The following is a 23,705-nucleotide window of genomic DNA, read 5'->3' as shown; positions in this document are numbered from 1 at the left end:
CGCAGGAATCGGGTGGCGGGCGCGGCGGGGGCGTGCTTTTCTGGCGGCACAGGAGAAGAACGATGAACATTGCCGCAACCCTGAAGACCGACATCACGCCCGAGGGCGACGACTACACGACCGTCCGCCGGGTCATCGAGCTCATCACCGAGGATTACCGCGAACAGCCGGGCCTCGATGAAATCGCCGGCCGGCTCGACCAGTCGCCGACGCAGTTGCAGAAGACCTTCACCCGCTGGGCCGGCCTCTCGCCGAAGGCCTTCCTGCAGGCGGTGACGCTCGACCATGCCAAGCGGCTGCTGCGCCAGGAGGAACTGCCGCTGCTCGAGACGAGCTTCGAGGTCGGCCTTTCCGGCCCCGGCCGCCTGCACGACCTCTTCGTCACGCACGAGGCGATGTCGCCCGGCGAATGGAAGGCGCGCGGCGCGGGCCTGACGATCCGCTACGGCCTGCACCCCTCGCCCTTCGGCGGGGCGCTCGTCATGATCACCGACCGCGGCCTTGCCGGCCTTGCCTTCACCGACGAGGCCGACGGCATGGACGCTTTCGAGGACATGTCCTCGCGCTGGCCGAACGCGCATTATGTGGAAGACCGCGAGGCGACCGCCGCCTATGCGGAACGCATCTTCGATCCGAAGCGCTGGGATTCCAAGGCGCCGCTGCGCGTCGTGCTGATCGGCTCGGATTTCCAGGTCCGCGTCTGGGAAGCGCTCTTGCGCATTCCGATGGGCTGCGCGGTCACCTATTCGTCGATCGCCGAAAAGCTCGGCCAGCCGACCGCCTCGCGCGCCGTCGGCGCCGCCGTCGGCCGCAACCCCATCTCCTTCGTCGTGCCCTGCCACCGGGCGCTCGGCAAGAGCGGGGCGCTGACGGGCTACCACTGGGGCCTGACGCGCAAGCGCGCGATGCTGGGCTGGGAATCGGGCAAGGCCTGATGAGCGGGCTGCCCCTCACCCTAACCCTCTCCCCGCAGGCGGGGAGAGGGGACGTGCCCCACACCACGCTGTTGTTTTAGCAAGCCGATGCGGCATATCCCCTTCTCCCCGCTTGCGGGGAGAAGGTGCCGGCAGGCGGATGAGGGGCCCTGCCGGCCGGAAGGGGTCAAAGGACAGCGCTCAGTGCGCGCCGGACATGTCCCCGAGCACGTCCTTCGACTTCACCGTCGAATCCGCGTTCAGCACGTAGACCATCGGCACGCCGGTGGCGAGGTTGAGCTTCAGGATTTCTTCCTTCGTCAGCTTGTCGAGCACCATCACCAGCGAACGCAGCGAATTGCCGTGGGCGGCGACGAGCACCTTCTCGCCGCGCAGCACGCGGGGCAGGATTTCCGTGAGATAGTAGGGCCAGACGCGCGCGCCGGTGTCGCGCAGGCTCTCGCCGCCCGGCGGCGGCACGTCATAGGAGCGGCGCCAGATATGCACCTGCTCCTCGCCCCACTTGGCACGGGCATCGTCCTTGTTGAGGCCCGAGAGGTCGCCGTAATCGCGCTCGTTCAGCGCCTGGTCGCGGATCGTCTCCAGGCCGGGCTGGCCGATCTCGTCGAGGATGAGCGACAGCGTCTTCTGCGCGCGGGAAAGATCGGAGGTAAACGCGACATCGAACTTGATGCCGGTCTCGGCGATCGCCTTGCCGCCGGTCTTGGCCTCCTCGACGCCGAGCTCCGTCAGGTCCGGATCGCGCCAGCCGGTGAAGAGGTTTTTCAGGTTCCATTCGCTCTGGCCGTGGCGAACGAGGACGAGAGTTCCGCTCATATGGTCTGTCTCCTGAGGGTTAGCATCGTTCCGAAAAGTGGATACCGGTTTTCGGATAAACCGATGCGAAAAAGAAAGAAAAGATCAGTTGAGCCCGAGCACGTCGAGCATGGAATAGAGGCCGGGCTTCCTGTCGCGCGCCCAGAGCGCCGCCTGCACGGCACCGCGGGCGAAGATCGAGCGGTCCGTCGCGCTGTGCGACAGGGTCACGATCTCGCCCTCGCCGGCCAGCATCACCGAATGCTCGCCGATGACCGAGCCGCCGCGCAGCGTGGCAAAGCCGATCGAGCCCGCGGGGCGCGGCCCGGTATGGCCGTCGCGCACGCGCACCGAATGGTCGGCAAGCGAAATGCCGCGACCCTTCGCGGCCGCATTGCCGAGCAGCAGCGCGGTGCCCGAGGGCGCATCGACCTTGTGCTTGTGGTGCATTTCCAACACCTCGATATCCCAGTCGCCGGGGCCGAGCGCGCGGGCGGCGGTCTCGGTGAGGACGCCGAGCAGGTTGACGCCGAGGCTCATATTGCCGGACTTGACGATGCGGGCATGGCGGGCGGCGGCCTTGATCTTCTCGTCATCGGCCGGCGAGCAGCCGGTGGTGCCGATGACATGCACGATGCGCGCCTGCGCGGCGAGGCCGGCAAATTCGATCGTTGCGGCAGGTGCCGTGAAATCCAGGACGCCCTCCGCCGCGACGAAGGCTTCGAGCGGCTTGTCGGTGACGGGAACGCCGATCGGCCCGAGGCCGGCAAGCTCTCCCACATCACGGCCGATGAAGGGCGAGCCTTCGCGCTCGACCGCCGCGAAGACCGCCGCGCCCTCGATCGCGTGGATCGTGCGGATCAGCGTCTGGCCCATGCGGCCCGCCGCCCCCACGACGACCAGCTTCATTGCGTTGCCGCTCATGTCCCGTTCCATCCCTTCTGCGGAGCGCCGGCGCGCTCCCGTTCCTGTCTTTCCGCAAGGTCACCCTTTTGGAGCGACCTATTTGCCCGTGCTGCCAGCGGCGGGTGCCTGGAGGCTGTTGAGGCGAGCGTAGAGACCGTTCTCCCGGCTCGCAAGCGCCTCGTGCGTGCCCTCTTCGGCGACCGTTCCGCCCTGCATGACGATGATCTTGTCGGCCCGCACGATGGTGGAGAGCCGATGCGCGATGACGACCACGGTGCGCCCGCTCATCGCCTCGTCGAGCGCCTTCTGCACCGCCTGCTCGGATTCCGTGTCGAGCGCCGAGGTCGCCTCGTCGAGCAGGAGGATCGGCGCACCCCGCACCAGCGCACGGGCGATCGACAGCCGCTGGCGCTGGCCGCCGGAAAGCGTCACGCCGTTCTCGCCGACGGGCGTGTCGTAGCCGAGCGGCTGGGCGAGGATGAAATCATGCGCATAGGCATGGCGCGCCGCCTCCTCGATCTCCGCATCCGTCGCATCGGGGCGGCCGTAGCGGATATTGTCGCGGATCGTGCCCTCGAAGAGATAGGGCTGCTGGGAGACATAGGCGATGGCGTTGCGCAGCGACTGTTTCGTCACATGGGCGATGTCCTGCCCGTCGATGAGGATCTCGCCCTCTTCCGGATCGTAGAAGCGCGGGATGAGGTTGATGACCGTCGACTTGCCGGCGCCGGACGGCCCGACGAGCGCCGTCGTGCGGCCACCCTCGGCGATGAAGCTCACGCCCTTGAGGATCGCCTCGTTTTCCGAATAGCCGAAGCGCACGCCCCGGAAGGTGATCGTGGCATCGGAAACGACGAGAGGCTTTGCATCCGGCCGGTCGGCCTGGCGCGGCTTCAGGTCGAGGACCTCGTAGATCATGCGGGCATTGACGACCGCGCGCTCCAGCGAGACCTGCAGGCGGGCGAGGCGCTTTGCCGGGTCGTAGGCCATCAGCAGCGCCGTGACGAAGGAGAAGAAGGCGCCCGGCAGCACGCCGCCATAGATCGAGCGATAGGCCGCATAGGCGAGCACGCCGGCAATCGCCGCACCGGCGAAGGTCTCGGTCATCGGCGCGGTGCGTTCGGTCAGCCGCGCGATGCGGTTGGAGCGGCTTTCGGCCCGGTCGATGATGCCCTCGACCTTGGTCTTAAGCTGCGCCTCCATGGTGAAGGCCTTGACGATGGCGATGCCCTGGATCGTCTCCTGCATGGCGCCGAGCACATGGCTGTTGAGCTCGACGGATTCGCGCGTGGCGCTGCGCAGGCGCCTGGAGACGTAGCGCAGGCCGATCAGGAGCGGCGGGGCGACGACGAAGACGATCAGCGTCAGCAGCCAGTCCTTGGAGATCATCACGCCGATGAGGGCGACGAGCGTCAGGAAGTCACGCGCGACCGACGTCACCGTCATGTTCAGGACATCGCGGATGCCGGTGACGTTCTGGCTGATCTGGGCGGCGAGATAGGCCGAGCGCGATTCGTTGAAATAGCCGACGCTGAGCGCCATCAGGTGCGAATAGAGCCGGCGCTGATAGCGCGCGACGATGTTGTTGCCGATCTTCGACAGGATGACGGCCTGGTAATAGGTGGCGAAGCCGCGCAGCACGAAGGCGATGAAGATCGAGCCGCAGATGAGGGCGACGAGGTCGGCGCGCTTGTTGGCGAAGGCCTCGTTGACCACCGATTCCATGATCCAGGCGGTAAAACCCGTCGTGCCGGCGACGACGGCGAGGCAGAGGATGGCCAGAATATAGCCACGGACGTGCTCGCGGCCGTTTTCGGCGATGATGCGCTTGAGCACGGTGGCGACGGTGTCGGAGCTGACGTGTGGGCGCTCGGTTCGACTCTTATCGGCCAATAAACTGACTTTCCTGCACGGTCCTGCGGCACCGGGAGGATGTGCCGCGCTGGACCCGCTCTATAGGGGCTCGGCCCCTCTTTGGCGAGTCCGGGGCGCGGCGAAGCGCCGGCGGAGGCTTCACCTTTTCCAGTGGCGTCCCTCGGTTGCAACACCAAAGCGGTCCGGCATGCGGGCGAAGGCGGAAAGACCGGCAAGGGCTGCGACCGGATGGGTGACCACATAGGTCGGGATCGTCTTCAAAAGCGCGCTGTGCGGCGCCTTGTCCTCGAAGGCGGCACGGAATTCCGGCCCGCGCAGGGCGGGGAGGATCTTCTGCGAGATGCCGCCGGCCAGGAACACGCCGCCCTTGGCCATGAAGATCATCGCCATGTCGCCGGCGACGCGGCCGAGATAGGTGGAGAACAGCGAGACGGTCTCGATCGCCGCGCGGTCCTCCTGGGCCAAGGCCTTGGAGGTGACGTCCGCCGGGGTTTCGAGCGGGGCATCGACGCCGTCGGCGGCCGAAACGGCATGGTAGATGTTCATGATGCCGCGGCCGCACAGCAGTTGCTCGGCGGAGATGCGGCCCTCGATCGGCTCCAGGAAGGGCCAGATCTGGTGGTCGCGCTCGCTGCGCGGGCCGACATCCACATGGCCGCCCTCCCCTGGGACCGGGATCCAGCTATGCCGCGCATAGACGAGGCCGGCGACGCCGAGCCCCGTGCCGGGGCCGAGCACAGTGCGCGAGGCGGCCTGCCGCTCGGTGCCGGGGCCGATCTTCTCGCGGTCGCCCTCATCGAGCGAGGCGACGGCGAGCGCCTGCGCCTCGAAATCGTTGACGAGCAGCACCTCGTCGAAGCCGAGATTGGCGATCATGTCGCGCGGGCGCACCACCCAGGGGCAATTGGTCAGCGGCACCTCGTCGCCCTCGATGGGGCCGGCGAGTGCGAGGATGGCCGAACGCGGCTGCACCGAGGTCGTGTCGAGGATGCATTGCTGGAGCGCGTCATCGATATTCTTGAAATCGGCCGTCTGGACGATCGGGAACTGCTTCGGCTCGGCGAAGGCATCGACCAGCAGCGCAAAGCGCGCATTGGTGCCGCCGATATCGCCGATCAGGATGGGAAAGGGGAAGTTCGTTTCGCTGTCGTTCGGCCGTACCATCAGGCTGTCCCGTTCATTTCGCGTGGAGGTGGTTTCCGGTGAACGTGCCGTCAAACGGCGGCAAAGTCGAGCAGATGTTCGGCCGTCGCGCGGTTCAGCGCCATCGGAATGTCGTAGACGATGGCGAGCCGCATCAGCGCCTTGACGTCGACATCGTGCGGCATGGGGGTCAGCGGGTCGACGAAGAAGATGAGGAGATCGACCTCGCCCGTCGCGATCAGCGCGCCGATCTGCTGGTCGCCGCCGAGCGGGCCGCTCTTGAGGCGGGTGACGTCGAGGCCCGGGCAGGCCTCCAGCACCCGGCCGCCCGTCGTGCCGGTCGCGACGATCTTCGCCTGCGCCAGCACCTTCTCGTTCTGCCGCGCGAAGGCGGCCATGTCGTCCTTCTTCTCGTCATGCGCGATGAGCGCGATGCATTTCTGGCGCGACATGGGCGTTCCCTGCGATTTTAAATCGATTTGAACGCCTTATACAAAAGCGGTGGTGGCTTGAAAAGCCCCGGCTTGGCAGGCACGGGGCTATGCAGCGCTACTGGAACGGCCGCGGGATCGGGATCGGCACGATGGCCGGCAGCGTCGTGTCGGCGGCGATCACCGATTCGATGGAGGCTGCCGGGCTCTCGCCGCCGCCGGAGAAGGCGAGCGCGGTGGAGGAAACACCGCCATTGCCCCGGTAGGTCACCTCCTGCTCGGAGGCGGGCGAGGCGCTGGCGAGCACCGTGCCGCAGGCCTTGGGCAGGTCCGACATCTTGACGTACCAGGGCTTGACCGGCTTGGCGTCCTTCTTCGGCGTGGGCTTTGCCCACGGCTCCTTGGTGAACCACCAGGCGAGCGACTGATCGCAGCCGTCGCCGGCCGGCACGCGGGCCTGCGGCTTGCAGCCGACCGCGCCTTCCGGGCACTTGATGCGGATATGGAAGTGCTCGTCATGGCCGTAGATCGGCCGCACCTTGCCGAGCAGCGCGCGGTCGCCCTGCCAGGTCTCGCACAGCTTCTTCTTGATGGCCGGGTTGACGAAGACGCGCTCGACCTGCGGGTAGCTCGCCGCCTTCATGACCAGCCGCGCGTGCGTAGACGTCCAGCGGCGCGAATCGACGGTCAGAAACTTGCTCTTGTCGAGCATGGAGGTGAAGGGCAGCTTTTCGCGCTCCTCGGCCGAAAGCCGGCGGTCGGGCATGGGCGTGAACCAGATGTCGGCATCGAGCCCGACCTGGTGCGAGGCATGGCCCGACAGCATCGGCCCGCCGCGCGGCTGGGAAATATCGCCGAGCAGCAGCCCCGGCCAGCCGAGCTTCTGCGCATCCTGCGAAAACTGTTCGATGAGCGCGATCATGTCGGGATGCCCCCAGCGCCGGTTGCGCGACAGGCGCATGGCCTGCCAGGCCGGGCCGTCCGTCGGGATCGCCACCGCGCCGGCAATGCAGCCCTTGGCATAGGAGCCATAGGGGCTCGCCGCCATCCTGGCCGGCAGGCGCTTGGCGCCGAACAGTTCCTTGGCCGGCCGCTCCTCGGCGGCAAGCGGCCCGGCAAGCGCGGTCAGCGCAAGTCCGGCGGCAAGAAGGCAGGTGGTCAATCGGGAAAGCATGGAATGCACGGGCGTCGTCCGGTCTGAAAATCGCAATCGCTGACGAAAGGTTAAGGGATCATCCTTTCGCGGAAGTGAATCGTCGCCCGGAATAGGCACGCCAAAAACCGCCCCTTTCATGGCAGACCTGTCATTTGCCCGGATTTTGCCTATTCTCTGGTTCACGCTTCGGCAAACGAAACGAAAGGGATTTCGGCATGCAGGCAGCCTCCGGGAAAATCGTGTTCACCATCGCCCTCGCCCTGTCGCTGGCGGCCGCGAGCGGTGCAAGGGCCCAGGAGGCGAAGGAGCCCGTCTGGCGCACCGGCATCTCGACCATCGGCGAATTGAAGCGCCCGGGCGACTTCGATCGCTTCGACTATGTCAATCCGGACGCGCCGAAGGGCGGCGAACTGAAACTGTCCGAGACCGGCACATTCGACACCTTCAATCCCATTCTCTCGAAGGGCGAGGCCGCGACCGGCGTCACGTCGCTTGTCTTCGACACGCTGCTGAAATCCGCCGACGACGAGATCACCGCCTCCTACGGCCTGCTCGCCGAGGCCGTCTCCTATCCCGACGACATCGCCTACGCCACCTTCCGCCTGCGCCCGGAGGCGACGTGGGCCGACGGCCAGCCGGTGACGCCCGAGGACGTGATCTTCTCCTTCGACAAGTCGAAGGAGCACAATCCGCTTCTTGCCAACTACTACCGCCATGTGATTTCCGCGGAGAAGACCGGCGAACGCGACGTCACCTTCCGCTTCGACGAGAAGAACAACCAGGAGCTCCCCAACATTCTCGGCCAGTTCCCGATCGTGCCGAAGCACTGGTGGGAAGGAACGGACGCCAAGGGCAACAAGCGCGACATCGGCCGCACGACGCTGGAGCCCGTCATGGGCTCGGGGCCTTACAGGATCGCCTCCTTCCAGGCGGGCGGCTCGATCCGCTTCGAGCGGCGCGACGACTATTGGGCCAAGGACCTCAACGTGAATGTCGGCCAGAACAATTTCGGCGTGATCAGCTATACGTTCTTCGGCGACCGGAACGTGGAGTTCGAGGCCTTCCGCGCCGGCAATGTCGACTTCTACCGCGACAACAGCTCCAGCCACTGGATGACGGCCTATGATTTTCCGGCGGTGAAGGACGGCCGCATCGTGCGCGAGGAGATCGAAAACCCGCTGCGTGCCGTCGGCATCATGCAGGCCTTCGTGCCGAACCTGCGCCGCGAGCGGTTCAAGGACCAGCGGGTGCGCGAGGCATTGAACTACGCCTACGACTTCGAAAGCCTCAACAAGAACCTCGCCTATGGCAGGCTCAACCGCATCGACAGCTATTTCTGGGGCACCGAGCTGGCCTCCTCCGGCCTGCCGGAAGGGCGCGAAAAGGAAATCCTCGAAGAGCTGAAGGACAAGGTCCCGCCCGCCGTCTTCACCACGCCCTACACCAATCCCGTCGCCGGCGACCCGCAGAAGACGCGCGAGAACCTGCGCAAGGCCATGATGCTCTTCAAGGAGGCGGGCTACGAGCTCAAGAACCGGAAGATGACGAACGTCAAGACGGGCGAGCCCTTCGGCATCGAGATCCTGCTCTCCAATCCTTCGCAGGAGCGCACCGTCCTGCCCTACGTCAAGAGCCTCACCGACATCGGCATCGACGCCCGCATCCGCACGGTGGACGCCTCGCAATACACCAACCGCGTGCGCGCCTTCGACTATGACATGATCTACGGCATCTGGGCGCAGACGCTGGTGCCGGGCAACGAGCAGAGCGATTATTGGGGCTCGGCCTCCGTCGACCAGCAGGGCTCGAAAAACTATGCCGGCATCGCCGATCCCGCGATCGACGAACTGATCCGCCGCATCGTCTTCGCGCCGAACCGCGCCGAACTGGTGGCGACGACCCATGCGCTCGACCGCGTCCTGCTCGCCCATCACTTTCTGGTGCCGATGTTCTATTCCAAATCCCAGCAGGTCGCCTATTGGAACCACCTCGCCCGCCCGGCGGAGCTGCCCTATTACAGCCTCGGTTTTCCCGATGTCTGGTGGTCGAAGAATGCCGCGAAATGAGCCGGGGCTTGCGCCGTGCGGCGTCCTCGGCTCCATATAGCGATGACGAATCACCGCCGCGCGAAGCGGCGGCAGAAGGAAGGTTTGGGCTTGACCGACGGGACTGCGCCAAGACGAGAAGACCGGCAACCGGCTGCAGCGGGTAATCGCTGATGGGCGCCTATATCCTGCGACGCATCCTGCTGATGATCCCGACGATCTTCGGCATCATGGCGATTTCCTTCGCGATCGTGCAGTTCGCCCCGGGCGGCCCGGTCGAGCAGGTGATTTCCGACCTCACCAGCCAGAGTTCCGGCGACCGCCTCTCCGGCGGTGGCGGCGACGTTTTGCAGGATGTCGGGCAGGACAGCGCCTATCGCGGCGCGCGCGGCCTCGATCCGGAATTCATCGCCAAGCTGGAAAAGCAGTTCGGCTTCGACAAGCCGCCGCTCGAACGCTTCTTCACCATGATGTGGGACTATCTGCGCTTCGATTTCGGCGAGAGCTTCTTCCGCAACACCTCCGTGGTCGACCTGATCGCCCAGAAGATGCCGGTCTCCATCTCGCTCGGCGTGTGGATCCTCGTCTTCTCCTACGCCATCTCCATCCCGCTCGGCATCCGCAAGGCGGTGAAGGACGGCTCGGCCTTCGACGTGTGGACCTCGGGCATCATCATCATCGGTTACGCCGTGCCGAGCTTCCTCTTCGGCATCCTCCTGATCGTGCTCTTCGCCGGCGGCTCCTTCCTCGACTGGTTCCCGCTGCGCGGCATCGTCTCGGACAATTTCGACAGCCTCGCCTGGTGGCAGAAACCGCTCGACTACATGTGGCACATGACGCTGCCGCTGATCACGCTGCTGCTGTCCGCCTTCGCCACGACGACGCTCCTGACGAAGAACTCGTTCATCGACGAGATCAAGAAACAATATGTCACCACCGCCCGTGCGAAGGGTCTCAACGAGCGGCAGGTGCTTTACGGCCATGTCTTCCGCAACGCCATGCTGATCATCATCGCCGGCTTCCCCGGCGCCTTCATCTCGGCCTTCTTCACCGGCTCGCTGCTCATCGAATATATCTTCTCGCTCGATGGCCTCGGCCGCCTCGGCTATGATTCCATCGTGCGGCGCGACTATCCGATCGTCTTCGCGACGCTGTTCATCTTCTCGCTGATGGGCCTCGTCGTCAGCCTCATCTCCGACCTCATCTACACCTGGGTCGACCCGCGCATCGATTTCGAGCGGAGGGACGTGTGATGAGCGCCGTCACGGAGACAACGCCGATCGCCCCGCCGAGGAAAGGCCTGCTCAACCCGACGAACCTGCGCCGCTGGGAGAACTTCAAGGCGAACCGCCGCGGCTACTGGTCGCTGTGGATCTTTCTCGTCATCTTCATCCTCAGCCTGTTCGCCGAGTTCATCGCCAACGACCGGCCGGTCCTTGCCTCCTACAAGGGCGAGATCCTCGTTCCCGTCCTTGTCGATTACCCGGAGGAGAAGTTCGGCGGCTTCCTTGCCGAGACGGACTATCGCTCGGACTTCATCACGGAAGAGATCGAGGCCAATGGCTGGATGATCTGGCCGCCGATCCGCTATTCCTACAACACGACGAATTCCAACATCCCGCATTCCGCGCCGACGAAGCCCTTCTGGCTGATGGCCGGGGAAGAGCGGTGCGCCGGCTATCCGGGCGGCGCCGATGACCCGAACTGCACGCTCGCCAACCTCAACTGGCTCGGCACCGACGACCAGGCGCGCGACGTGCTCGCCCGCGTCATCTACGGCTTCCGCATCTCCGTGCTGTTCGGCCTCGTGCTCACCATCGCCTCGGCGATCGTCGGCGTGACGGCCGGCGCCGTGCAGGGCTATTTCGGCGGCTGGACGGACCTCCTGATGCAGCGCTTCATCGAGATCTGGTCCTCGATGCCGGTGCTCTACATCCTGCTGATCATCGCCGCCATCCTGCCGCCGGGCTTCTGGATCCTGCTCGGCATCATGCTGCTCTTCTCCTGGGTCGGCTTCGTCGGCGTGGTGCGCGCCGAATTCTTGCGCGCGCGGAATTTCGAGTATGTGCGGGCGGCCCGTGCGCTCGGCGTCGGCAATGCGACGATCATGTACCGGCACCTCCTGCCGAACGCCATGGTGGCGACGCTGACCTTCCTGCCCTTCATCCTGTCGGGCTCGATCACCACGCTCACCTCGCTCGATTTCCTCGGCTTCGGCATGCCGCCGGGCTCGCCCTCGCTCGGGGAACTGGTCGCGCAGGGCAAGAACAATCTCCAGGCGCCGTGGCTCGGCCTCACCGCCTTCGTCGTCATGTCCGTCATGCTGTCGCTGCTGATCTTCGTCGGCGAAGCGACGCGCGACGCCTTCGATCCGAGGAAGACCTTCCGGTGAGCGCTCCCGAAACCATCCTGTCCGTCCGCGACCTCTCCGTCGCCTTCCACCAGGGCGGCAACACCACGCTCGCCGTCGACCGCGTCTCCTTCGACATCCGCCGCGGCGAGGTCGTGGCGCTTGTCGGCGAATCCGGCTCCGGCAAGTCCGTGACGGCGAACTCGATCCTGAAGCTGCTGCCCTACCCGGCCGCCAGCCACCCCTCCGGCGAGGTCCATTTCAACGGCAAGGACCTCTTGAAGGCGTCCGATACGACGCTGCGGAACGTGCGCGGCAACGACATCACGATGATCTTCCAGGAGCCGATGACCTCGCTCAATCCGCTGCACTCCATCGAGCGGCAGATCGGCGAGATCCTGAAGCTGCACCAGGACATCGAGGGCCCGGCCGCGCGCGCCAAAATCCTCGAACTGCTCAACCAGGTCGGCATCCGCGAGCCGGAAAAGCGCCTCGCCGCCTATCCGCACGAGCTTTCCGGCGGCCAGCGCCAGCGCGTGATGATCGCCATGGCGCTCGCCAACCGCCCGGAGCTGCTGATCGCCGACGAGCCGACCACCGCGCTCGACGTCACCGTGCAGGCGCAGATCCTGGAGCTCCTGAAGTCGCTGAAGGAAGAGCATGGCATGTCCATGCTCTTCATCACCCACGACCTCGGCATCGTCCGCAAGTTCGCCGACCGGGTCTGCGTGATGACCAAGGGCAAGATCGTCGAGACCGGTCCGGTGGAGGAGATCTTCTCCAACCCGCAGCACGCCTATACCCGCCACCTGCTCGCCGCCGAGCCCAAGGGCGAGCCGCGCCCGGGCGACGACAGCCAGCCCATCGTCATCGAGGCGCAGGACGTCAAGGTCTGGTTCCCGATCAAGGCGGGCTTCCTGCGCCGCGTCGTCGATCATGTGAAGGCGGTCGACGGCATCGACGTCACGCTGCGCGCCGGCCACACGCTCGGCGTGGTGGGCGAATCCGGCTCCGGCAAGACGACACTCGGCCTCGCACTGACGCGGCTCATCGCCTCGAAGGGCCGCATCGCCTTCGTCGGGCAGGATATTGCCGGCCATTCCTTCAGCGAGATGCGGCCCTTGCGCCGACGCATGCAGATCGTCTTCCAGGATCCCTTCGGTTCGCTCTCGCCGCGCATGTCGGTCGCCGATATCGTCGCAGAGGGCCTGAAAGTCCATGAGCCGTCGCTCTCCGAGGCGGAGCGCGACCGCCGCGTCGCCGCCGCGCTGGAGGAGACCGGCCTCGATCCCACGACCCGCTGGCGCTACCCGCACGAATTCTCCGGCGGCCAGCGCCAGCGCATCGCGATCGCCCGCGCCATGGTGCTGAAGCCGGAATTCGTCATGCTCGACGAACCGACCTCGGCGCTCGACATGAGCGTGCAGGCGCAGGTGGTGGAGCTCCTGCGCGACCTGCAGGCCAAGCACAACCTCGCCTATCTCTTCATCAGCCATGACCTCAAGGTCGTGCGCGCGCTCGCCAACGACATCATCGTCATGCGCGGCGGGCAGGTGGTGGAGAAGGGGTCGGCCAGGGACATCATCGAACGGCCGCACGAAGCCTATACCAAGGCGCTGATGGCCGCTGCCTTCAATCTCGAAGCGGTCCGCAGCGAGAGCATCCGTCAGTAGCAGGAACCAGCATGCAGACGAAAAGCCCCGTCATCATCGACCTGAAATTCGACCAGGAACAGGTCGCCGCCGCGCTGAAGGGCGCCTTTGCGGACCGCGAGGTGATCAATCTCGTGCATCCGGCAAACCGCAACCGCGACCTCTCCGGCATCGACTATGCCGTGGTCTGGAAGCCGGGCGCCGATCTCTTCTCGCGGGCGAAGGACCTGAAGGTGGTGTTTTCCGGCGGCGCGGGCGTCGACCATGTGCTGACGCTGCCGGGCCTGCCCAACGTGCCGCTCGTGCGCTTCGTCGACGAGACGCTGACGACGCGCATGAGCGAGTGGGTGGTGATGCAGTGCCTCCTGCACCTGCGCCAGCACCAGGCGTATGAGGCGCAGCGGGAAAAGCGCATCTGGCGCGAGCTCGCCCAGCCGGAAGCGAAGGACCTGACCGTCGGCATCATGGGTTTCGGCGTGCTCGGGCAGGATTCCGCCAGGAAGCTGAAGATGCTCGGCTTCAACGTCATCGGCTGGTCGAAGAGCGGCCGCAAGGTGGAGGGCTTCGAGACGTTCGACGAGGCAGGCCTCGACGCCTTCCTCGGCAGGACCGACATCCTCGTCGGCCTCCTGCCGCTGACGCCGGAGACGAAGGGCATCTACAATACGGGCCTCTTCACCCGCCTCAGCCGCAAGGGCCCGTTCGGCGCCCCGGTCTTCATCAATGCCGGGCGTGGCGGCAGCCAGGTGGAGGCCGATATCGTCGCCTCCCTCAACGACGGCACGCTGCACGGCGCCTCGCTCGACGTCTTCGAGCAGGAGCCGCTGCCACTCGAAAGTCCGTTCTGGGAGATGGACAAGGTGTTCATGACGCCGCATGCCTCGGCGGCATCGGATGTCGCCGCGCTCTTCCGCCACGTCGCGGCGCAGATCGAACGGCTCGAAAGCGGCAGGCCGCTGGAGCATCTGGTCGACCGCAGCGCAGGATATTGAGAGCCCGCTTGCGCCGGCCGGCGCGGCCCGGCGCGCGTCAGGGCCGGCGATAGCCGGTCGGCTGCGCGTAGAGCCAGCCGATGCGCTCGATGGCCGCATCCAGCCCCTCGCGCGCCACGCTCATCGTGTGGCCATTGGCGTGGATGATGGTCGCCTCGTCTTCCATGATCGCCACATGGCCTTTCCAGAAGACGAGGTCGCCGCGGCGAAGCGCGGCGCGCTCGATCGGCGTGCCGAGGCCGCCGGCCTGCATGTCGCTGTCGCGCGGCACGGCGCGGCCCGTCATCATCATCGAAAGCTGCACCAGGGCCGAGCAGTCGAGGCCGAAGCCCGAGCGGCCGCCCCACAGATAGGGCGTCTCCAGGAACCGGGCGGCGATGGCGACATAGTCGTCCCCTGCCCGCTCCCCGATCGCAAGGCAATGACCGGCAACGACCGACTGGCCGCCGGCGAGCGTCAGGTAGCGGGTGCCGCGCGTCTCGCTCTCGCCGACAACCGTTACCCGGCTACCGATCGACAGGGCGAAGGCGGCGGGCGTGCGCAGATCCGGGCCGGAATAGGCGAAGGTGCGCGGCACGGCGACGACATGGGTCGCTGCAGGGGTCGCCGCAGGGCCATCCGCATCGAGCGCCGCCTCCGGCAGGTAGCCGACATACCCGTCGAAATCGGATTTCACCCAGGCCCAGCCCTCCGCCCGGTCGAGCACGCGCACGCCCTCGCCGAACAGGAGCTCGGTATCGATGCCGGCGGCGGCATCCGGCCGGGGGCGCAGCGCGGCGACGGGCTGCGCCACGACGGCCGGCGTGCCCGTGACATAGTGCGCGGCCGCAACGGTGCCGCGCAGGGCCTCCTCGGCAAGGTCCGGTCGGAAGGCGTTGAGACGGCGGTCTGGCAGGGCGTTCATGGATCTGGTCTCACGGGGCCGGTTCAGGGGGGCCGGTTCAGGGGTTTTGCGCGCGGCCCCGGGCGATGATGAGATCGCCGAGGCGTTCGAGATAGAGCGCGCCGTCCACGGTGCGCTTGATGATGACGTTGCGGCGATCGCGGTCGTCGCGCATGCGGGTGACGAGGCCCTGCTCGCCCATCGTGTCGAGCGCCCGGGTGATCACCGGCTTGGTCACGCCCAGCTTGGCCGCCAGCCCCCGCACCGTATGCGGCGGTGGCACGAGGTAGATCTCCAGCAGGATCGCCAGTTGGCGCAAGGTCAGGTCGCGCCCATCCTCGTGGACCTGCTGCAGCGTCACCGCGTGCCAGAGGCCGAGCGCCTGCGATGGGGTCAGATCTAGCGGCACGGCGTCTCCGGGCAGGACGGCATTTTCGTTACGATACCGTATCGTTTCCCGGAAGAAAAGCCGCCGCTCAGGCCGCCGCCTTGCGCAGGTGATGGTAGAGCGCGCGGATGGCCTGCGCCTCGCCGCCGACGGGCGAATGCGGCCGCTCGGCCTGCGCCCAGCCGTAGATGTCGAAATGCGCCCAGCGCTTGTTGCGGGTGACGAAGCGCTTGAGGAACAGCGCAGCGGTGATCGAGCCCGCCATGCCGCCCGAGGGGGCGTTGGTGAGGTCGGCGATACGGGCGGAAACGTCCTTGTCGTAGCCCATGTAGAGCGGCATGCGCCACATCGGGTCGTCCACCGTCAGGCTTGCCTCGGTAAGGTCGTGCGCGAGGTCCTCGTCGTCGGTGAAGAAGGGCGGCAGGTCCGGGCCGAGCGCAACGCGGGCGGCGCCCGTCAGCGTCGCCATGTCGATGATGAGGTCGGCCTCGTCCTCGTCCGCATAGGCGAGCGCATCGGCAAGGATCAGGCGACCTTCGGCGTCGGTATTGTCGATCTGGACGGTGAGGCCCTTGCGGCTCCTGTAGATATCGCCGGGGCGGAAGGCGTTCGCCGAGATCGCGTTCTCGACGACCGGCAGGAGCACGCGCAGCTCCACCTTCAGCTTGGCGTCCATGATCATCAGCGCGAGGCCCATGACGTTCGCCGCACCGCCCATGTCCTTCTTCATCAAAAGCATGGACGAGGCCGGCTTGATGTCGAGGCCGCCGGTATCGAAGCACACGCCCTTGCCGACGAGCGTCACGCGCTTGTGGCCTTTCTTGCCCCAGGTGAGTTCGAGCAGGCGCGGCGCCTGCGCGGCGGCGCGGCCGACCGTGTGGATGAGCGGGAAGTTCTCCTTCAGCAGATCATCGCCGGTGATGACGGAGACCTTCGCCTTGTAGTGTTCGCCGAGCGCGCGGAAAACGTCCTCCAGCGCTTCGGGGCCCATGTCGTTGGTCGGCGTGTTGATGAGGTCGCGAGCGAGGAAGACGCCGGCAAGCTGACGCTTGATGTCTGTTGCGTCGGCATCACCAGGGATGAGCAGGGTCGGGGCTTCCGAGGCGGAGGCCTTGTAGCGCTCGAAGCGGTAGCTGCCGAGGCCGTAGCCGAGCGCCAGGCGGTTGGCCGTCAGCGGGGCGGTTTCGATATGCCAGTCGCCGGCCGGCAGCGTGCGGGCGAGCTTGCCTGTCAGGAAGGGCGCATCGGACGGGTTCCTGCCGAGGCCGAAGAGCGCGCCGCCCAGATGGCCGTCCGCCGTCGGCACCATCAGCAGCGCCCCGGATTCCGCCTTGAAGCCAGCCTTCCTCGCCCAGTCGAGCGCGATCGGGTCGATCGTGCCGGTCTCGATATGGGCCGGCGTGATCGCGAAGATCGGCAGCGTCTTGCCGTTCTTCGTGTTGAAGGGAGAGGGCCGGTCGATGAACTGGAAGGGGGCCATGGCGGAACCTTTGGGCAGGGCTTGAGAATCAGGCGATTAACACTCTGTTAGGGTTAACAGATTATTGCTGGAGCGGAGATTGCGGCGTGATTCCTTGACCGCCGCGACATGCGGGAATCGCTTCGGGGACAGATCATGGCCGCTTCCGTCACGCGTACGTCACTTCGCGCTGGGTTTTTGAAAGGCGCAGCATGTCTTGCCATCGCGGTGGCGGTGGCGGGCTGTGCGGGCAAGAGCAACATCACGACCGGCTCCATTCCGAAAATGACCAAGCCGGTGTCCGAGATGAATGCGACGGAACTGCGGGGGGCCGCCGAAACGATCGGCCGGGCCTACGAGAAGAACCCGAAGGACCGCACCATCGGCATGAACTATGCCAATGTGCTGCGCATGACCGGACGCAACGACCAGGCGCTCGCCGTCATGCAGCAGGTCGCCATCAGCAATCCGAGCGACCGCGAGGTGCTCGCCGCCTATGGCAAGGCGCAGGCCGCCGCCGGCCAGCTCGAACAGGCGCTGAGCACGATCCTGCGCGCGCAGACGCCGGACCGGCCGGACTGGCGGCTGAAATCGGCCGAAGGCGCCATCCTCGACCAGCTCGGCCGCGCCGGCGAGGCGCGCGGGCGCTACCGCGAGGCGCTCGACATCAATCCGAACGAGCCTTCGGTCCTGTCCAATCTCGGCATGTCCTATCTCCTGGCGAAGGACCTGAAGACCGCTGAGACCTACCTGCGCTCCGCCGCCGCGCAGCCCGGCGCCGACAGCGGCGTACGGCAGAACCTGGCGCTCGCCGTCGGCCTCCAGGGCCGCTTCCAAGAGGCGGAGACCATCGCCCGCCGCGAGCTGACCTCCGAGCAGGCCGAGGCGAACGTCGCCTATCTGCGCTCGATGCTGACCCAGCAGAACGCCTGGAAGAAGCTCGCCGCGGACGATAGCGGCAATACCAACTGATCTTTTCTCCCCGATGCGCGCGGACGCAAAACCGCCGCACAGTTTTGCTGAAACTATCGACACTTGGCTCCCAAGCACGACCTCGCCCCGGCCGATATCTCGACCGGGGCGCTTTTTGATCGGTCTGCGGGTCTCTTCAGAAACGGTCGGCGACCTGGATGCCGGCGGGGCCGAGGATGACGGCGACGAGCACGGGCAGGAAGAACAGGATCATCGGCACGGTCAGCTTCGGCGGCAGGGCGGCGGCCTTCTTCTCCGCCTCGTTCATGCGCTGGTCGCGGCATTCCTGGGCGAGCACGCGCAGCGCCTGGGCGAGCGGCGTGCCGTAGCGCTCGGCCTGGATGAGGGCCTGCGTCACGGATTTCACCGTATCGAGGCCGACGCGCGTGCCGAGGTTTTCATAGGCCGCACGGCGCTCCTGGAGGAAGGAGAGTTCCGCATTGGTCAGCACCAGCTCCTCGGCCAGTTCCGGCGAGGCCATGGCGATCTCGTCGGCCACGCGCTTGAAGGCGACCTCGATGGAAATACCGGATTCGACGCAGATCAGCATGAGGTCGAGCGCATCCGGCCAGGCGCGCTTGATCGAAAGCTGGCGCTTCGACACCCGGTTGGAGATGTAGAGGTTCGGCAGGTAGAAGCCGATATAGGCGGCGACGACCGTCGCCAGGACGCGCATCGGCAGCGGCTTGTCGCCGAGGAAGCCGAGGAAGAAGATGTAGAAGGCGGCGGCGGCGGCGACGACGAAGGGCAGGACGAAGCGCGCGAAGAGGAAGATGTTGAGCGCGTTCTGCGAACGGTAGCCGGCCTGGCGCAGGCGGTTCATCGTGTTGGCGTCGACCAGCGCCTCGCGCAGGTTGAGCCGTTCGACGACCTGGCGCACGGACGTATTGTGCTGGGCGCGCAGCGAGGCCTTGCTCTGGGAGGCCTCGGCGCTCATGCGGGCGCGTTCGCGTGCCCGCATCTGCTCGCGCTCCAGCGCCACGGACTTCATGCGCTTGTCGAGGTCGCCGCGGTCGAGATAGGGAATGGCAAGCGTGTAGACCGTCGCGAGCACCGCGATCATCACGAAGGCCGGCAGCAACACCGCCGGATCGGTAAGGGTGGTGACGAGTCCCGACATGCCCTGCCCCTCAGATGTCGAAGTTGATCATGTTGCGCATCACGACGATGCCGATGGTCATCCAGACGGCGGAAATGCCGAGAATGAGATGACCGCGCGGATCCTGGAACAGGATCATGATGTAATTGGGCGAGGTCAGGTAGACGAGGAAGGCGACGATGAACGGCAGGGCGCCGATGATGGCAGCCGAGGCCTTTGCCTCCATCGACAGCGCATTCACCTTGGCCCTCATCTTGCGCCGTTCGCGCAGCACCCGGGAGAGGTTGCCGAGCGCTTCGGACAGGTTGCCGCCGGCCTGGCTCTGGATCGCGATGACGATGGCGAAGAAGTTGACTTCCTGCAGGGGAATATTGGTGAACATGCGCGCGCAGGCTTCCGGCACGCTGAGGCCGACCTGCTGCGCCTCGACCAGGCGGCGGAATTCGGTGCGCACCGGCTCCTGGCCTTCGGCGGCGATCAGGCGCAGCGCGTCGGTCAGCGGCAGGCCGGACTTGATCGAGCGCGTCATCACGTCGAGCGAGTTGGGGAACTCTTCGAGGAACTTGTTCAGCCGCCGCTTGACGAGATAACCGACGACCCAGCGCGGCAGGCCTACGCCGGCGATGAAGGCGGCACCGACGCTGACGAGAAGACCTGAGCCGGCAAGAAGGGCCAGCAGGAAGACGAAGATGCCGGCGGCGGCGCTGAGAAGGTAGAACTGCGTGATGCTGATCGAAAGCCCGGCCTGGACCAGCTTCGCCTTGAGCGTGGTGGCGACGCGCTTGGTCTGTTCCTGCTGCTTCTTTTCCAGGTCCTTCAGCGAATCCTGCACGGACTTGCGGCGCTTGGACAGTTCCTGCATGCGGTCGCGCGCCGCCTTGGCCTTGCCCTGGTCGGTCTCGGCGGCCTGGACGCGGCGCATGCGGCTTTCCGTCTTCTTCGCCGCCTCGATGCGCGAGAAAAGCAGGCCATAGGCAAGGCCCGCGGTGGAAAAGGCCGCCAAAGCGAAGATCGCGACGATGGTGATATCCAGTCCGAACATCCCGGCCCCTTACGGCTTTTCCATCGCGTCGAGCGTTGCCGCCAGGCGCTTGTCCTCGTTGAAGTAGCGGGCGCGCTCCCAGAAATGCGGCTTGCCGATGCCGGTGCCCGTGTGCTTGCCGATGAGGCGCCCGTTGGCGTCCTCGCCCTGGATGTCGAAGCGCATCAGGTCCTGCGTGACGATGACGTCGCCTTCCATGCCGACCACCTCGGTGATGTGGGTGATGCGGCGCGAACCGTCGCGCAGGCGCGAGGCCTGGATGATGATGTCGATGGAGCCGGCGATGATCTCGCGCACCGTCTTGGCCGGCAGCGTGTAGCCGCCCATGGCGATCATCGATTCCATGCGGGAAAGGCATTCGCGCGGCGTGTTGGCGTGGATCGTGCCCATCGAGCCGTCGTGGCCGGTGTTCATCGCCTGGAGGAGGTCGAACACCTCCGGTCCGCGCACTTCGCCGACGATGATGCGTTCGGGCCGCATGCGCAGGCAGTTCTTGATGAGGTCGCGCATGGTGATCTCGCCCTCGCCCTCGATGTTCGGCGGGCGGGTTTCGAGGCGCACGACATGGGGCTGCTGGAGCTGGAGTTCGGCCGAATCCTCGCAGGTGATGACGCGCTCGTCCCGGTCGATATAGTTCGTCAGGCAGTTGAGCAGCGTCGTCTTGCCCGAGCCGGTGCCGCCGGAGATGACGAGGTTGCAGCGCACCCGGCCGATGATCTGGAGCAGCGCCGCGCCTTCCGGCGTGATCGAGCCGAAGCGGACGAGCTGGTCGAGCGTCAGCTTGTCCTTCTTGAACTTGCGGATGGTGAGCGCCGTGCCGTCGATGGCGAGCGGCGGGGCGATGACGTTGACGCGCGAGCCGTCCGGCAGGCGGGCGTCGCAGATCGGGCTCGATTCGTCGACGCGGCGGCCGACCTGGCTGACGATGCGCTGGCAGATCGACAGGAGCTGGGCATTGTCGCGGAAGCGGATCTCCGATTCCTGCACCTTGCCGCCCACTTCGATATAGGTCTTGCCCGCGCCGTTCACCATGATGTCGGCGATGTCGTCGCGTGCCAGCAGCGGCTCCAGCGGACCGTAGCCGAGAACGTCGTTGCAGATGTCGTCGAGCAGTTCCTCCTGCTCGGAGATCGACATCGCGAAATTCTTGATCGTGATGATGTCGTTGACGATGTCGCGGATTTCCTCGCGCGCGCTCTCGGTATCGAGCTTGGCGAGCTGCGACAGGTCGATCGTGTCGATGAGCGCGGAAAAGACCTGGCTCTTCGTGTCGTAATAGTCTTCGGTGCGCGGCGCACGGCGGCGCACGGCGGCAGCCGGCGCAGGCACCGGGGCGGGGGCCGGTTCGAGGGCGGGCGGCGGCGGCGCGGCCACGACCGGGCGCTCCGCCGTCACGGTCGTGACGGGAGCCGGCGTGGCCTGGAACGCCTGGCCCGCCGTGCCGCCCTTGCCGAAACCTTCATTGCCGCGTTTGCCGAACATGCCACTTCATCCAGTCTGTTGCGCCGCCCGTCGGGCCTATTTCTTGCCGATGAGGCCGAGCAGATTGCCGAGGCCGGTCTTTCTGGGTTTCTTGATCGTCGCGCGGCCCGTCACGAGATGGGCGATCTGCGAGAAGGTCTCCGCCGTCGGCGACTTGCGGTCCATCTCGGCGATCATGCGGCCGCTGTTGGCGGCCGTGCCGAAGAGCTGCGCGTCGAAGGGAATGACCGCGATCGGCTGGATGCCGAGCGGTTCGCAGAAATCGTCCGTCGCGATCTCCGGCCGCTTCGGCAGGCCGACCTGGTTGAGGATCAGGTGCGGCGGCTTGTCGTTCGGCCGAAGCTTCTTCAAGGCGTCGAGCATGTTCTTGGTGTTGCGCAGGTTCGCAAGGTCCGGCACCGCGGTGATCACCAGCTCGTCGACCTCCGACAGCAGCGTGCGCGTCCATTCCGACCAGGCATGCGGCACGTCGAGCACGGTCACCGGCGCGCTGCGCTGCAGCACCTCGACGATCGGCTGGAAGGAGCCGCGCTCGAGATCGTAGGCGCGGTCGAGCATGGAGGGCGCCGCAAGCAGCGACAGGCGCTCGGAGCACTTGGTCAGCAGGCGGTCGAGGAACATCTCGTCGAGCCGCTCCGGCGCGTAGATCGCCTCGGAAATGCCCTGCGGCGGATCCTGGTCGAAGTCGATATTGGCCGTGCCGTAGGGCAGATCGAGGTCGGCGAGGATCACCTCCGTCTGAAAGAGGCTCGAAATGTCGAAGGCGCAATTGTGCGCGATCGTCGAGGACCCCACGCCGCCCTTGGCGCCGATGAAGGCGATGGTGCGGCCGAGCGGTTCGGCATCGGGATCGACGAAGATCGTCGACATGGCGTTGAGGATCTCGGCCATGCCGACGGGGCCGACCATGTATTCGGAAATGCCGTTGCGGATGAGGTCGCGGTAGAGCGGAATGTCGTTGTAGCTGCCGACGATGATGACCTTGGTGCTGGGATCGCAGACCTCGGCGAGCGGGGCGAGCTCGTCCATGATGCCGCGCGGTTCCGTCGAGGTCTCCAGGATCAAAAGGTTCGGCGTCGGGGCCGAGGCGAACATGTTGGCCGCCGCCGCGATGCTGGCGCTGGAGACCCGGAGGCTCACCTTGGCCATGCGGCGGTCCTGGCCGCAACGCTCCATGGTGCGCAGCATGGCCTCGCTTTCGCAGAAGGCATGGACCGAGATGCGCGGCAGCGGGCGCACGCCCTCCAGTTCGGCGGACCGGACCGTCTCCTCCGCCTCGGCTGCGCCCCCGCGCTCGATGGTGTAGTCTACTGTGCTCATCGTCATGCCCGTTCCTGGTGTCCGGCGGACCGGATGGATATGTGCCTGCCCTAGCCGTCGATCAGAGCGGCGGTTGGCCGATATCGCGATAATCGTCAATAACATTGGAGCGCCGTGCCGCATCGATCTCGGTCATGCCGCGCGGCTGCACGAGGTCCATCGGATTGGCGATCTGGGCGGCAAGGTTCGCCTGCGATGCGCAGCCGAAATTGTGGTAGTTCCTGTTCTCCATCGTGTTGACGACGAGATCTTCCGGCCATTGGCCGCACGGGCCGGTCTGGGCAGTGATGGCGAAGAAGGCAAGCCGGATCGGCGCATTGGCGCCGTAGCCGCTCGCATCATAGCTCGTCTCGATCAACTGGTCGCGCTTCACGCCCGCCACCGTCAGCGTCGTGCGGATATCCTTGCGCAGGTTGTTCGCCGTCGCAGCATTGGCCGAGCCGCGCGGCAGCATGATCTGCACGGCGCTGCGCGATTTTGCGGCATGGTCGGCGGCAAAGCCGCGGATGTTGTCGCGCATCGCCATCGTCAGCGCCCGGTCGCCGATGGCGACGGGAATGTCCATCGTCTGCGCGGTCTCGGACAGCACGATCGGGTGGCGCGTGCGGTAGTCGTCCGGGATCGACGCCGTGGCGGACCTGTCCGGCCGCGCGCCGCAACCGGCAAGCAGGGTGGCGGACAGGACGAGGGTCGCCGCGAGCGCGGCGCGCATCGGCAGGGTCTGGTGCATGGTGCGGTTCCTTGCGGGGAGCCAAGTCTTGCTGGTCGTGTCGCGCATGT

General features: G+C 66.2%; 21 protein-coding genes. 7 read left to right on the top strand and 14 right to left on the bottom strand.

What is annotated here, in order from left to right; all coding sequences use genetic code 11:
• Nucleotides 1–62: 62 nt before the first annotated feature.
• Entirely contained in the window at nucleotides 63–935 is an 873-nt protein-coding gene (locus shn_RS21200) for a bifunctional helix-turn-helix domain-containing protein/methylated-DNA--[protein]-cysteine S-methyltransferase (protein WP_064332166.1), read from the top strand.
• Between the two features lie 180 nt (nucleotides 936–1,115).
• On the opposite strand, the gene shn_RS21195 is transcribed toward shn_RS21200, so the two are convergent.
• The 6 genes from shn_RS21195 to mepA form a co-directional block, all read right to left on the bottom strand.
• Nucleotides 1,116–1,751, bottom strand: a complete 636-nt coding sequence (locus tag shn_RS21195) for a 2,3-bisphosphoglycerate-dependent phosphoglycerate mutase (protein WP_064332165.1) — start codon at nucleotides 1,749–1,751, stop codon at nucleotides 1,116–1,118.
• Nucleotides 1,752–1,835: 84 nt separating this feature from the next.
• The gene (dapB, locus tag shn_RS21190; protein ID WP_064332728.1) at nucleotides 1,836–2,654 is read right to left on the bottom strand and encodes a 4-hydroxy-tetrahydrodipicolinate reductase; all 819 of its coding nucleotides are present in this window, start codon (nucleotides 2,652–2,654) and stop codon (nucleotides 1,836–1,838) included.
• Nucleotides 2,655–2,732: 78 nt separating this feature from the next.
• Entirely contained in the window at nucleotides 2,733–4,529 is a 1,797-nt protein-coding gene (locus shn_RS21185) for an ABC transporter ATP-binding protein (protein ID WP_064332164.1), read from the bottom strand.
• A gap of 120 nt (nucleotides 4,530–4,649) precedes the next feature.
• Complete coding sequence (locus shn_RS21180; protein WP_064332163.1) at nucleotides 4,650–5,675, bottom strand: glucokinase; 1,026 nt, start codon at nucleotides 5,673–5,675, stop codon at nucleotides 4,650–4,652.
• A 50-nt stretch (nucleotides 5,676–5,725) separates the two neighbouring features.
• Nucleotides 5,726–6,106: a methylglyoxal synthase gene (locus shn_RS21175; RefSeq protein WP_064332162.1), complete on the bottom strand. Its 381-nt coding sequence runs from the start codon at nucleotides 6,104–6,106 to the stop codon at nucleotides 5,726–5,728.
• Between the two features lie 97 nt (nucleotides 6,107–6,203).
• The gene (gene mepA, locus shn_RS21170) at nucleotides 6,204–7,259 is read right to left on the bottom strand and encodes a penicillin-insensitive murein endopeptidase (RefSeq protein ID WP_064332727.1); all 1,056 of its coding nucleotides are present in this window, start codon (nucleotides 7,257–7,259) and stop codon (nucleotides 6,204–6,206) included.
• 197 nt (nucleotides 7,260–7,456) lie between these two features.
• On the opposite strand from mepA, the gene shn_RS21165 reads away from it, so the two are divergent.
• From shn_RS21165 to shn_RS21145, 5 genes are all read left to right on the top strand, one after another.
• Nucleotides 7,457–9,307 (top strand): extracellular solute-binding protein, encoded by a 1,851-nt coding sequence (locus shn_RS21165; protein ID WP_064332161.1) that lies wholly within the window; start codon nucleotides 7,457–7,459, stop codon nucleotides 9,305–9,307.
• A gap of 152 nt (nucleotides 9,308–9,459) precedes the next feature.
• Entirely contained in the window at nucleotides 9,460–10,539 is a 1,080-nt protein-coding gene (locus shn_RS21160) for a microcin C ABC transporter permease YejB (protein ID WP_064332160.1), read from the top strand.
• The gene (locus shn_RS21155; RefSeq protein ID WP_064332159.1) at nucleotides 10,539–11,678 is read left to right on the top strand and encodes an ABC transporter permease; all 1,140 of its coding nucleotides are present in this window, start codon (nucleotides 10,539–10,541) and stop codon (nucleotides 11,676–11,678) included. The genes shn_RS21160 and shn_RS21155 overlap by 1 nt, the downstream gene beginning before the upstream one ends.
• On the top strand, nucleotides 11,675–13,309 hold the full coding sequence (locus tag shn_RS21150; protein WP_064332158.1) for an ABC transporter ATP-binding protein: 1,635 nt from the start codon (nucleotides 11,675–11,677) through the stop codon (nucleotides 13,307–13,309). Before shn_RS21155 ends, shn_RS21150 begins: the two co-directional genes overlap by 4 nt.
• 11 nt (nucleotides 13,310–13,320) lie before the next feature.
• Nucleotides 13,321–14,280: a glyoxylate/hydroxypyruvate reductase A gene (locus shn_RS21145; RefSeq protein WP_064332157.1), complete on the top strand. Its 960-nt coding sequence runs from the start codon at nucleotides 13,321–13,323 to the stop codon at nucleotides 14,278–14,280.
• A 37-nt stretch (nucleotides 14,281–14,317) separates the two neighbouring features.
• On the opposite strand, the gene shn_RS21140 is transcribed toward shn_RS21145, so the two are convergent.
• From shn_RS21140 to shn_RS21130, 3 genes are all read right to left on the bottom strand, one after another.
• Nucleotides 14,318–15,184 carry an NlpC/P60 family protein gene (locus shn_RS21140; RefSeq protein ID WP_064332156.1) on the bottom strand — a complete coding sequence of 289 codons (867 nt, stop codon included), beginning with the start codon at nucleotides 15,182–15,184 and terminating at the stop codon, nucleotides 14,318–14,320.
• A gap of 37 nt (nucleotides 15,185–15,221) precedes the next feature.
• Entirely contained in the window at nucleotides 15,222–15,572 is a 351-nt protein-coding gene (locus tag shn_RS21135; RefSeq protein ID WP_064332155.1) for a helix-turn-helix domain-containing protein, read from the bottom strand.
• Between the two features lie 67 nt (nucleotides 15,573–15,639).
• Nucleotides 15,640–17,031, bottom strand: a complete 1,392-nt coding sequence (locus tag shn_RS21130) for a M17 family metallopeptidase (protein ID WP_064332154.1) — start codon at nucleotides 17,029–17,031, stop codon at nucleotides 15,640–15,642.
• 135 nt (nucleotides 17,032–17,166) lie between these two features.
• Between shn_RS21130 and shn_RS21125 the strand changes: the two genes are divergently transcribed.
• Complete coding sequence (locus tag shn_RS21125; protein ID WP_084438353.1) at nucleotides 17,167–17,982, top strand: tetratricopeptide repeat protein; 816 nt, start codon at nucleotides 17,167–17,169, stop codon at nucleotides 17,980–17,982.
• A gap of 136 nt (nucleotides 17,983–18,118) precedes the next feature.
• Here shn_RS21125 and shn_RS21120 read toward each other — a convergent pair whose 3' ends face one another.
• The 5 genes from shn_RS21120 to shn_RS21100 all read right to left on the bottom strand — a co-directional run bounded on the left by shn_RS21120 (nucleotide 18,119) and on the right by shn_RS21100 (nucleotide 23,703).
• Nucleotides 18,119–19,102, bottom strand: coding sequence for a type II secretion system F family protein (locus tag shn_RS21120; protein WP_064332153.1), 984 nt, complete (start codon nucleotides 19,100–19,102; stop codon nucleotides 18,119–18,121).
• 10 nt (nucleotides 19,103–19,112) lie between these two features.
• Nucleotides 19,113–20,123, bottom strand: a complete 1,011-nt coding sequence (locus tag shn_RS21115; RefSeq protein WP_064332152.1) for a type II secretion system F family protein — start codon at nucleotides 20,121–20,123, stop codon at nucleotides 19,113–19,115.
• A 9-nt stretch (nucleotides 20,124–20,132) separates the two neighbouring features.
• Nucleotides 20,133–21,605 carry a CpaF family protein gene (locus shn_RS21110; RefSeq protein WP_064332151.1) on the bottom strand — a complete coding sequence of 491 codons (1,473 nt, stop codon included), beginning with the start codon at nucleotides 21,603–21,605 and terminating at the stop codon, nucleotides 20,133–20,135.
• Between the two features lie 36 nt (nucleotides 21,606–21,641).
• Nucleotides 21,642–22,925, bottom strand: a complete 1,284-nt coding sequence (locus shn_RS21105) for a CpaE family protein (protein ID WP_064332725.1) — start codon at nucleotides 22,923–22,925, stop codon at nucleotides 21,642–21,644.
• 61 nt (nucleotides 22,926–22,986) lie between these two features.
• Nucleotides 22,987–23,703, bottom strand: coding sequence for a CpaD family pilus assembly protein (locus shn_RS21100; protein ID WP_371328575.1), 717 nt, complete (start codon nucleotides 23,701–23,703; stop codon nucleotides 22,987–22,989).
• Nucleotides 23,704–23,705 lie beyond the last annotated feature (2 nt).

The organism is Shinella sp. HZN7 (assembly GCF_001652565.1).
Taxonomy (GTDB): domain Bacteria; phylum Pseudomonadota; class Alphaproteobacteria; order Rhizobiales; family Rhizobiaceae; genus Shinella; species Shinella granuli.
This window is presented reverse-complemented; position numbering and strand designations above follow the sequence as displayed.